The organism is Daejeonella sp. (assembly GCF_037719425.1).
Classification (GTDB): Bacteria; Bacteroidota; Bacteroidia; order Sphingobacteriales; family Sphingobacteriaceae; genus Daejeonella.
Genome location: NZ_JBBJNI010000141.1, coordinates 1 through 11044 on the forward strand (window position 1 = coordinate 1; position 11044 = coordinate 11044).

Annotated in this window: 10 protein-coding genes; 4 read left to right on the plus strand and 6 right to left on the minus strand. The window is 44.3% G+C overall.

Annotated features, from left to right (window positions below):
* From WKF69_RS15745 to WKF69_RS15765, 5 genes are all read right to left on the minus strand, one after another.
* On the minus strand, positions 1 to 153 hold a 153-nt coding region (locus WKF69_RS15745), incomplete at its 3' end, for a chromate transporter (RefSeq protein WP_340383091.1).
* A gap of 74 nt (positions 154 to 227) precedes the next feature.
* Entirely contained in the window at positions 228 to 1409 is a 1182-nt protein-coding gene (locus tag WKF69_RS15750; protein WP_340383082.1) for a TolC family protein, read from the minus strand.
* Complete coding sequence (locus WKF69_RS15755; RefSeq protein ID WP_340383083.1) at positions 1390 to 4494, minus strand: efflux RND transporter permease subunit; 3105 nt, start codon at positions 4492 to 4494, stop codon at positions 1390 to 1392. The genes WKF69_RS15750 and WKF69_RS15755 overlap by 20 nt, the downstream gene beginning before the upstream one ends.
* Positions 4495 to 4503: 9 nt before the next feature.
* Complete coding sequence (locus WKF69_RS15760) at positions 4504 to 6024, minus strand: efflux RND transporter periplasmic adaptor subunit (protein ID WP_340383084.1); 1521 nt, start codon at positions 6022 to 6024, stop codon at positions 4504 to 4506.
* A gap of 9 nt (positions 6025 to 6033) precedes the next feature.
* Complete coding sequence (locus tag WKF69_RS15765; RefSeq protein ID WP_340383085.1) at positions 6034 to 6258, minus strand: hypothetical protein; 225 nt, start codon at positions 6256 to 6258, stop codon at positions 6034 to 6036.
* 770 nt (positions 6259 to 7028) lie between these two features.
* Here WKF69_RS15765 and WKF69_RS15770 point away from each other — a divergent pair.
* The 4 genes from WKF69_RS15770 (at position 7029) to WKF69_RS15785 (ending at position 10459) form a co-directional block, all read left to right on the plus strand.
* The gene (locus WKF69_RS15770; RefSeq protein ID WP_340383086.1) at positions 7029 to 7247 is read left to right on the plus strand and encodes a hypothetical protein; all 219 of its coding nucleotides are present in this window, start codon (positions 7029 to 7031) and stop codon (positions 7245 to 7247) included.
* A 120-nt stretch (positions 7248 to 7367) separates the two neighbouring features.
* Positions 7368 to 8594: a VCBS repeat-containing protein gene (locus WKF69_RS15775; RefSeq protein ID WP_340383087.1), complete on the plus strand. Its 1227-nt coding sequence runs from the start codon at positions 7368 to 7370 to the stop codon at positions 8592 to 8594.
* Positions 8595 to 8684: 90 nt separating this feature from the next.
* Positions 8685 to 9800, plus strand: coding sequence for a Gfo/Idh/MocA family oxidoreductase (locus tag WKF69_RS15780; protein WP_340383088.1), 1116 nt, complete (start codon positions 8685 to 8687; stop codon positions 9798 to 9800).
* 5 nt (positions 9801 to 9805) lie between these two features.
* Complete coding sequence (locus WKF69_RS15785; RefSeq protein ID WP_340383089.1) at positions 9806 to 10459, plus strand: DUF1080 domain-containing protein; 654 nt, start codon at positions 9806 to 9808, stop codon at positions 10457 to 10459.
* Between the two features lie 94 nt (positions 10460 to 10553).
* On the opposite strand, the gene WKF69_RS15790 is transcribed toward WKF69_RS15785, so the two are convergent.
* The gene (locus tag WKF69_RS15790) at positions 10554 to 10856 is read right to left on the minus strand and encodes a GIY-YIG nuclease family protein (protein WP_340383090.1); all 303 of its coding nucleotides are present in this window, start codon (positions 10854 to 10856) and stop codon (positions 10554 to 10556) included.
* Between the last annotated feature and the right edge of the window lie 188 nt (positions 10857 to 11044).

Consider the following 11044-nt stretch of genomic DNA (forward strand, 5'->3'; position numbering starts at 1 on the left):
TTTATATTCCTCTTCTGTTAGCCACTTTTTATCTTCTACAAGATCGCGATGCATATAGCCAACAAGGGCGACCGGCCCCCCAAAGCCCCAGGTACCTAGCTTAAGAAAATAAAGGACTAAGTCCTTTAACGTATAACCTATGGCAGTTTCCATGTTCAAATATTCAAAATCTTAAACAATACTGAAATGCCTCTGCAAAAAAAGAGGGATTATCATTGAGCTTATTCCTAATCCAGGGTATACTTATACAGCCTTGCCAAAGCTTTATGATATTCCGCTTCAAGTTGTAAATATTTAGAATAAGAATCAAAATAGAAACTTTCATCCTGAGCATATTCGATGATCGTTATCTGACCATATCGAAGGGCTTTATCTAAAAGGGCAACGTTATTTAATGAAGATAACAAGGTACGGTACTCCGCCATTGCACTTCTGCGTACCTCGAGCTGATCAAAGTATTGCCTGTTTTCAAGCTGGTGCTCTAATTTATGGTTAACAGCATTGAAATTTGCATAACTAAGGTTCGCTTCCGCTGCTTTAATGCGGTTCTTGTTCTCCCATAAAGGAATACTGATCCCCCCGTGAATACCCTTGTAAGTCTGCCCCAAAATGCCCTGTGAATGGTAGCCCGTTTCAATTTTTGGAAGATTCAGCCTCCTTTGAACAGTGATCTGCTGTTGCCTGATGAGTTGTTCTTGTTCAAAAACCTGAAGAATAGGGTCGTTTCTTTCGATCAGACTATCTAGTGTCTTGAAATCAGGCAGTACAGTGACGGGAGGGTAAATTGTATCGGTGAGGGTCACATCCGTACCACCATTAAACTCTTTTAATCTTGTGAGGGTTTGTCTGATCGCATTGTCATTCATCATTACATCCTGCCGGATATTCAGCAGTTGTAACCTCGCCTTATTTACGTCAAGGATAATGGCGTCTCCCTTATCTAGTTTCTTTTGAAAGTCTGAAACTAACTGATTGGTACGCGATAACCTGCGTTTCAACTCAAGGGACTGTTTATTCAGGTGTATTAGTTCCAATGCTTCTAATTTGGCGTTAAGCAAAATATCCTGTGTAAAGACCCGATGCTGAAGGTCGGACTGAATGGACTGTTGATCAGACAGCTTTCTTTTGCTCCTATACACCGTGGGAAAATCCAATTGCTGAGTAACGGTAAAATCCCGCTGGTTCCCGGCACTCGCCGGAGAGCCGGAAAGATAGTCGTATTCTACTTTGGGATTGTATGGAGTAAGGCCGGTTTTAAATTCAGCCTTTCTTGCAAGCTGGTATTCCCGGTTTGCCTGAATGGCTTTATTATTTCTGCCTACCTGGCTCAGAAGACTGTCTACACCTGTTTGAGAATACACAGTTGTGGTTAACAGAACGCAATACAAACTAATTATCAATTTCGTCATTTTCCTTCTTATTTCTGACAGTCATGTAATAGACTATTGGTACAACAAATAAATTGAGCAAGGTTGAACTAAGCAAGCCTCCGAGAATCACTTTTGCCATGGGACTTTGAATCTCATTGCCTGGCAGTGCTCCGCCTAATGCCAATGGGATAAGGGCGAGCCCGGCAGTAAGTGCTGTCATCAGAATAGGACTTAGCCTGTCTTTAGACCCTCTGATCACCGTGTCATATTGATTAAGCCCTTCCGCATGCAGAGTTTTATAATGAGACACTAATAAAATTCCGTTACGGGTTGCGATTCCAAACAGTGTAATAAATCCAATGATTGCAGGAATGCTCAGAATTCCAGAAGTTAGCCATATGCTTAATACGCCTCCTATTAGAGCCAGCGGTAGATTCAACAGGATAATAGAAGAAATCTTCAGGTCCTTGAATTCATGGAAGAGTAAGAAAAATATGATCAGCAAGGCAAGTGATGATGCTACAATTAAAGTTTGTGACGCTTCCGCTTCCGCTTCAAACTGTCCGCCATATTCAATACGGTAGCCTTGCGGAAGTTTAATAGCCGAGCCAATCTTTTCCTTAATTTCATCTACCACACTCTTCTGATCCCGGCCCATTACATTCGCGGAAACCACTGTCTTACGCTCAACATTTTCCCGGTTGATAGTATTAGGACCGGTTGCCGATACGACATCAGCGACATAATTCAAGGGTATTTTGCCACCGTTATGAGTATCAATAAGCGAATTACGTATATTCTCAATGTTACCGCGGTTGGCATCGTCGAAACGTAAAAGAAGATCAAAACGCTGTGCTCCCTCATATACCTCCGATACTTTTTCACCAGCAAATGCGATGTCTACGAATTCTGTAAATTCACCAATGGTAATGCCATACTTGCTGAGCATAGCCCGGTTTGCCTTGATCTGAATTTGGGGGATTTCTACTTGTTGCTCTACACTCAAATCTACCAGCCCATCAGTACCTTCTACCGCATTTTTTACCTGGTTAGAAATATTGAATAAGGTGTTGAGATCGGTCCCAAAGATCTTAATAGCAATATTAGCACGTGTACCGGAAAGCATGTGATCAATACGGTGGCCAATGGGCTGCCCAAGCGTAATATTTGCTTCAGTTATACCTGCCATTTTCTCCCGTACATCCGCCATAAACTCCTCGCGGCTTCTCTCGTCCAAAATAAACGGAGCATCAATTTCGGATGCATTAACCCCCTGCGCGTGTTCGTCAAGTTCAGCTCTTCCTGTTCTGCGGGTGGTTGTTTTTATTTCCGGAACTGCCAGCAATGTTTTTTCAACACGAGTGCCGATAGCATTGCTTTCCTGCAGTGAAATTCCGGGAAGGCTGGTAACACTGACTACCAGCGAACCTTCGTTAAACTCAGGCAGGAAACTTCTTCCAAGAGTAAAGAATAAGACCGCTGCAAACAAAAATAAGGCAAAAGCACCAGCAAGTACTGATCTCTTAAATGTCATTGCCTTTTCAAGCGACCTTTCATACCACTTATTCAGCCGCTGCACCAGCCAGCTTTCACGGTGCTGCCGCCGCAGCATCTCATCTCCGCTAAGAAGATAACTGCATAGTACGGGGGTAACCGTAATTGCCACAACAAGGGAAGCGAACAGCGCAACAATGAAGGCAACGCCGAGAGGAGCAAGTAATCTCCCTTCCATTCCGGAAAGGAAGAATAATGGCAGAAAAGCTACAATGATGATAAAGGTGGCATTGATTACCGAATTACGGATTTCAACGGAGGCATCATAGATGACTTTCAGCTTATTCTGTCGCTCTGCCAAAGGTTTGGCTGCATTCTCCTTTAATCGCCTGAATACATTTTCTACATCTATGATCGCGTCATCAACCAGGTCTCCGATAGCAATCGCCATCCCGCCAAGGCTCATGGTATTGATCGAAAATCCGAGCCACTTCAAGGTCAGGACTGCTGTTAATAGCGAAATGGGAATGGCCACCAGTGAGATAGCGGTAGCGCGCCAGTTCATCAAAAACAAAAACAAAATAACGACCACGAAGATCGAGCCTTCTATCAGGGTCTTTTGAATGTTACTGATCGATGCATCGATGAAATCTGCCTGGCGGAAAATCTTTGTGTTAATATTCAAATCTGCCGGAAGTGTTTTTTTAAGGTCAGCAACTGCCGTATCGATTTGATTTGTCAGCTCAAGCGTGTTCACATTGGGCTGCTTCATTACCGTCATAATAACCGCCGGTGCACCTTTTAATGAGCCGTCACCTATTTTAATCGATGAACCGATCTTTATTTCCGCGACGTCTTCTATTTTGATGGGGGTTCCATTGGTGGTTTTAATGACAGAACTACCCAATTCATTAAGATCAGTGGTACGCCCGATCCCCCTTACAATATATTCGTTGCTGTGTTCATTCATGAATCCACCTGCGGCGTTTTTGTTGGCTTCCTGTGCAGCTTTCAGTAGTTCATTAAGTGAAACATTATAGTATCCCATTTTTTGCGGGGAAGCTAATATTTGATACTGCTTGTAATCTCCACCAATAACCACAACCTGCGAAACTCCACCGATGGATAGCAGCCGGGGCCGAATATTCCAATCGGTTATGGTGCGAACATCCATCATACTTGTTTTGGTGCCTGTGACACTTATCAGCATGATTTCGCCCATAATAGACGATTGCGGTGCCATTGTCGGGGCACTCACGCCCAGAGGCAGCTGATTGCTGACAATACCCAGCTTTTCACTAACCGTCTGGCGGGCACGATAAATATCCGTTCCCCATTCGAACTCGACCCAAACGATTGAAATACCAGCCGAGGAGGACGAGCGCACCCTTCGGACATTTCCTGCGCCGTTAACGGCAGTCTCTACCGGAAACGTAACCAGCCTTTCCACTTCTTCTGGAGCCATGCCGTGTGCTTCCGTCAGGACTACCACGGTAGGAGCAGTTAAATCCGGAAATACGTCTACTTCCATTCGGGAAGCGGTATATGTACCCATCAGCATAAGCAGGGCAGCAGCTGTTAACACGATCAATCGGTTATGCAGCGAAAATTGTATGATCCTGTTTAGCATCGCCTTACATTAATGTTCATGACCGTGAGCAGGCATAGTGCCGCTCATTGTTGCAAGTTTAATTTGATAGCCCCCTTTGTCGACCACGCGTTCACCTTCAGCAATACCGGAAATGATCTGTATGTTCCTGCCATCACTGGCGCCTGTTTTTACTTCACGTTTTTGAAAAGATTCACCGGCCGTCTGCACATAGACATAAAACACCCCCTGCTCTTCAACAAGTGCAGTTTCGGGAATGGCCAAGGCGTTATAGATGGGCGTGGTTTGCAGGTACACCTGTGCATAAGAGCCCGGTATAATTCCCGACTTGCTATCTATTTCAAAGTGGACAGGAATATACGGCGTGTTGTTGCCCGTTGTCTTTGCAACTGACAGCAGTCTGCCATTCAGTTCCTCGGTACTGTAGGTTTGCTTATTTTGTATGATTGTAAAATTCGCCTGCCGGATTGTTCCCATTCGGCCGGCATCTTTTAATGAAACATCAGCCCTTAGCACAAGCCTTTTATTTTTTGTAATAGTTGCAAGCGGCTGCCCGGCCGTCACATACTGGCCCTCAGTTACAAGCAATTCTTTTATAAACCCGCTTGATGGCGAAACAGCACTTTTACCCCCTGCTCCATATCCTTTTGAAAGGTTTGTTAGTGCTATCCGGCTCTGCTGATATCGAAGCCTTGCCTGCTGAAATGCTGTTTGAGTGATCAGTTTATCTTTGATCAGCTCCGTAGCGCGGTCAAGCTCCGCTTTTGCAGCATTCTGTTCAGCTCTTGCCATACCAATTGCTGCATCAACGTTATCGGTTGCGATCTCACCGCCCGTTACTGAAAATAATGCTTGTCCGGATCGTACAGGTAAACCTGCGAGAAGATTAGTGCCCCTGAATTTTACTATCCCAGCTGACGTTGCAACCACAACAGCTTCGTCACCCGGGGCCGATTGAACCTGACCAGTTGTTTTGATCACGTCGTAAATGGTTTGTGTTACCACGGGCATATTAGAGAATTCAACTTTCCAGGCCTGCTCTTTCAGGTAAGAGATGTCACCTCCAGTTTCTTCTTTTGGCTGTGCAGCTAGTGCAGTTTTTTCATCCGTGTAGATCGGGATACTGTCGATAATGATCTGATCAGTGAAGTCAGCAGTTTTGATGTCAAAAATGAGCTTCCCTGTACCAGCCTGCACAGGCTGCAGGGCTAACCGGTATATGCCGGGTGAAGCAGGCGCATCAGCACTGTGCTTAATTCCCTTTTCGCCGCTCACCAGGCTTACAGTAACGGTGCCCTCAGTATACGCACTGAAGTGATTACCAAGGTGGGTCAGATGCGCTGCGAACTTAGAAACTTGTCCGACGACCAATGGCTTAAACTCAACAAAAAGTTCCGTCTTGTCCGTGTATAAGGTATAAGATAGCGCTTGAAGTTCTTCCTCACCAGGGTGACTACCATCGGCGGCATGTGCATGCTCTTCCTCTTTCGACGTTCTGGTGCAGGACATGACTCCTGTAAGAAGTATACAGATAAAAATAAAATATTTCATACTAAACATTTAGTGAGTATGTTTTTCTCCGCTTTTGTGTGAATGGCCAGCAGTATCGGCTTTTACTGAATCTACTTTGAACTCTTCCTGTTGAATTGACGAGGTGTCTGCAGGATGGGCATCATGAGTAGAGCCATCCTCATGGATATGAGAATCTTTTTTCTCCTGATTATTGCAGGAAGCAATTGCGAGAGAAACGGTAAACAGCGCTATAAATAAAAATGTCTTTTTCATTTTCGTTAGTATTACAATGTTATTCTGTTGCAACATAACAGAATACACGAATGTGAATAAATGGGAATAATAGATAAAATCACCCCATGAATGGAGTAAGGGATTACTAAACGAAAGACGGGGGCCCTCGGAAACCGATGCCTTGAAGGTAAGGGGCGGGAGGAACAAGAGGATCCCGACAGTGGAGACTTATTTTAGAAATAGTGTTATTATCAAACCCGAATACTTCCTCGCTATATACAACGTGACGAAGAGGTATATGCTTTGCCTGCACAAAGGGATATTTAGCATCGCCTGGTTTTATGTGAGCTTTTCCAAACTCCGCGCTGTGATCTGCTTGATTTAGTGGTATTGATTTATCAGTCCCGCTATTATGGTGGTGATGATTTTGGTCACCATCATGGGAATGGCTTTGGCTAGCTTTTTTAAGGTGTTGATGAGGCATCATATTATGTACCTGCAACATCAAAAATGCTGACAGCAATACTGAAAATATGGAGATCCGTTTTAACACCTGCTGTAAAAATAATAATTAATTGTAAATAAACAGTGTCTATGTCTTTCTCGCTGTTGGTAAATTCATGAATAACAAGCTCTGGAGATTGTGGTTGAATAGCTTGGACGCAAATCCCCGTGTGGGCTTGATATTCCTGTAATCTTATTAATTCCCGTGTCTTAGCAATTTTTTTGCAAAGCGTTCAACGCCTTTTAGAATTATTTTTTTTACTATCTTTTCATAATAAATTCGAGGTGCCAGATGAAAATCTAACATGAAAACAGCAACAAAAATTATTATCGTACTTTTTGCAATTATTGTGACGAGATTCCTTGTATCTGTGCTGTTTTTCTTTACGATAGCCGAGTATAATAAAAATCCGCTGCTCCTACAGGTTCTTGAAGCAGCTATAGCCATTGTCGTTGGTATTTTTGTCTGGAAGAAAACAAAATTCACAGCCACAACGCTGGGGGCACATGTCTTCATGGTATAGAAAAGATAAATAATTGTGCCCTCGCGGCATCTTCGGGCAGGGATAATAAAATCATATATTTATTTTAACCGGACAATAGTGATGTTATACTCACATAATTCTTATCTTCAAAGGTTCTGTATGAAAAAATATCTTTTTACAAAATACGCAGCTCCGATACTGGGGTGTATTTTTTTAAGCATTTCCGGTAATGCCCAGACATTGGGCAAAAATTCTGAATTTAAAAAGCATACGCTCAGTACCAATTTTAAATCGGAAGGTGTGGCCACCGCTGATGTGAATAAAGATGGCAAAATGGATGTAATTGCCGGGCCGGAGTGGTTTGAGGCACCGAACTGGAAGATCCATAATATCTATGAATCTAAAGCATACAACCCCGCGAAAGAATATTGTACCTCCTTTTTAAATATCACACTGGATGTAAACTTCGATAGCTGGGAAGATTTGATTGTGGTGGGTTTCCCCGGAGACCCTGGCTATTGGTATGAAAACCCAAAGAATAAAGAAGGGCATTGGAAAAAGCATGCCTTCCTGCCTGAAGTTGGTATTGGAAATGAATCCCCGGCTTTTGTTGATATGGATGGCGATGGGCGCTTAGATATATTATGCACAGATTCGAAGGCAAATCAGCTGGTTTGGCTTCAGGCGCCGGTTAGTAAAAATGACACAACCTGGCACAGGTACGCTATAAGCGGAACAGATCGTGTCCATCAGAAATTCAGCCATGGAATTGGTTTGGGGGATCTCAATAAAGATGGCAGGAAAGATATTTTCACAAAGATCGGATGGTGGGAAGCTCCGTCCAACCCCAAACAGCCTGCCTGGAATTTCCACCCCGGTACCATCAGTCAAGACTGTTCCCAAATGCATGCGCTCGATGTAAATTCCGACGGTTTGACGGATGTGATAAGCGCTTCAGCCCATAAACTGGGTATATGGTGGCATCAGCAGAGTAAGGATGCAAATGGGACGATCACGTTTACAACACAGAAGATAAGTGATCTGTTTACCCAATCTCATGCCTCTTCACTTACCGATGTGGATGGCGATGGCCATTCCGATCTGATATCCGGAAAGCGCTTTTTCGCCCATAATGACAGCAATGTTGATCCCGGCACTCACGACCCTGCCGTATTATACTGGTTTAAATATACGCCGGGTAAGACCCCCTGGTTCACTCCCCATCTCGTGGATAATAATTCGGGCGCAGGTTTACAAATCGTTGTTACAGACATGAATAAGGATAAACGCACAGATATTGCTATTGCCAATAAAAAGGGGGTCTTTTACTTTGAGAATAAGATGAGAGGGAAAGCGGGAAGAGGGAAACTGAAAACTGAAAACTGAAGGTGGAAGCTGAAAGCTGAAAACCTGCCTACCGGACAGGCAGGCTGAAAGTGGAAGGCGGGATGGGATAGTTAATTAAAATGCTGTATCATGAGCACTAAAAATATCAACATTGCAATTGTGGGATTAGGATTTGGGGCTGAGTTCATTCCCATCTATCAGAAACATCCCAACGCCAGTATGTATGCCATCTGCCAGCGCAGCCCTGAAAAGCTAAAAGAAATTGGGGATGCTTTCGGTATTGAAAAAAGATATACCGACTACCAGAAATTGCTAAATGATCCTGAGGTTCACGCAGTTCATATAAATACCCCGCCTCAGAACCACGCCGAACAGGCAATAGCAGCCTTAAGAGCAGGAAAGCACGTGGCGTGCACCGTGCCTATGGCTACCAGCGTTGAAGATTGCCGGCGGATAGTTGAAGCTGTGAATGAAACAGGCCTTACTTATATGATGATGGAGACCGTGGTATACAGCCGCGAATTTCTGTTCATCAGAGAACTGTATGAAAAAGGGGAGCTGGGTAAGATCCAGTTCCTGAGGGGATCACATCAACAGGAAATGGCTGGCTGGCCGGGATACTGGGAAGGAATGCCTCCAATGCATTATGCCACGCATTGCGTAAGCCCCGTACTCGCCCTTCCCCGGGCAGATGCTGAATATGTTTCATGTTTCGGCTCTGGCCGCATCAGTGACAACCTGATACCAAAATACGGATCCCCGTTTGCTATAGAAACCTGCCATATCAAGCTCAGGGATTCGGATCTTTCTGCAGAAGTAACACGCTCCCTGTTTAATACTGCACGTCAGTACCGTGAAAGTTTTGATGTGTACGGTTCAGAAAAATCCTTTGAATGGACGCTCGTTGAACATGAGGACAGTGTGATACACAGTGGTGAATCGCCCGAAAAGGTCAAAATACCTGACTATGCGCATCTGCTGCCTGAGGAGATCCGGTCCTTTACTACAGGAGGGGTTTATGATGGTGAGGACAATACTCACCTTTCCTTTATCCAGGGATCGGGGCATGGAGGTTCACATCCGCATTTGGTGCATGAGTTCGTACGTGCAGTGGTTGAGGGAAGATCGCCCTATCCTAATGCAAAGCAGTCGGCTAACATTACCTGTGTCGGCATACTCGCTCATGAGTCGGCAATGGATCAAGGCGAAAAGAAGCACCTGCCCGATTTTACATTCAGTGCCTGAGATCGATGAAATCGCTGTGCTGCTTTTTTGTCTTTTCGCTTTGCCTGTACTCTTGTACGGTCATTAAGGGTCCTGAAAAGCAAGTCCGGCTTTTTGACGGCAAGACCTTCATCGGTTGGGAAGGGGACACGCTAAATACCTGGCGCATACAGGATGGCGCTCTGGTTGGCGGGTCGCTCGTCAAAAAGGTACCGCATAACGAATTTATCAGTACGACCAAAAGCTATTCAAATTATTTGCTTAAACTTAAATTTAAATTGACCGGTACCGTTGGCTTTATAAATGGCGGAGTTCAGTTTCACAGCCAAAGGATTTCCAACCCACCTTATGAAATGACTGGTTACCAGGCTGATATTGGCAAAGGTTATTGGGCAAGTTTATATGATGAATCCCGTCGGAATAAACTTCTTGTTACCGCCAACCCTGAAAAAATAAAACAATTGCTCCGCCCTGACGAATGGAATGATTACGAAGTTCGTGCAGAAGGCCGCCGGATCCGGATCTTCCTGAACGGTGAGCAAACGGTTGATTACACGGAGGAGGACCTGACCATACCGCAGTTTGGTCTCATTGCCCTGCAAATACATGGCGGGGGACAGGCGGAAGTTCATTATAAAGACTTGATACTGCATCAATTGCCTGAAAAACAAATAAAATAAACATCCGGCCTGAGCTTAATGTTATTAACGGAGGTTCAGCCTCCGCTGACAACTCCGTAGGGAGATATTGGGAGATTCCAGCCTTCGCTGGAATCTAACTGGAATGCTTGGTAAACCATCCGGCGGCAAGATCTAGCCACTGAGGGTTGGTTTTGTTAATCAAATTGTTTTTCCAGCTTCGCTGCCAGGTTTTTACCTGTGTTTCCTTTTTGATGGCTTGGTTGATATCTGTGACAGTTTCATACCAGACTAGCTTATTGCAATTGTATTTGCTGGTAAAGCCGTACACGAGCTTTTGCTTGTGTTCAAATACCCTCCTTCGGATGTTATTTGTAACCCCGATGTACAACACGTTATTATACTTGTTAGTCAGCATATACACATAATACTCCTTCATCCCTGAAAAATAAGGGACAAGTAGTTGAATAGAGTAGATAAGTGATTGAGGGGACAATATCATTTATCAATCGGCCATTGCGATTCCAGCGAAGGCTGGAATCTCCTATTTCTCCAAAAAAGTTGTCATTCCCGCGCAGGCGGGAACCTCCATACTGGTGTGTAAATATTAGTGGTGCTGGCTAACTT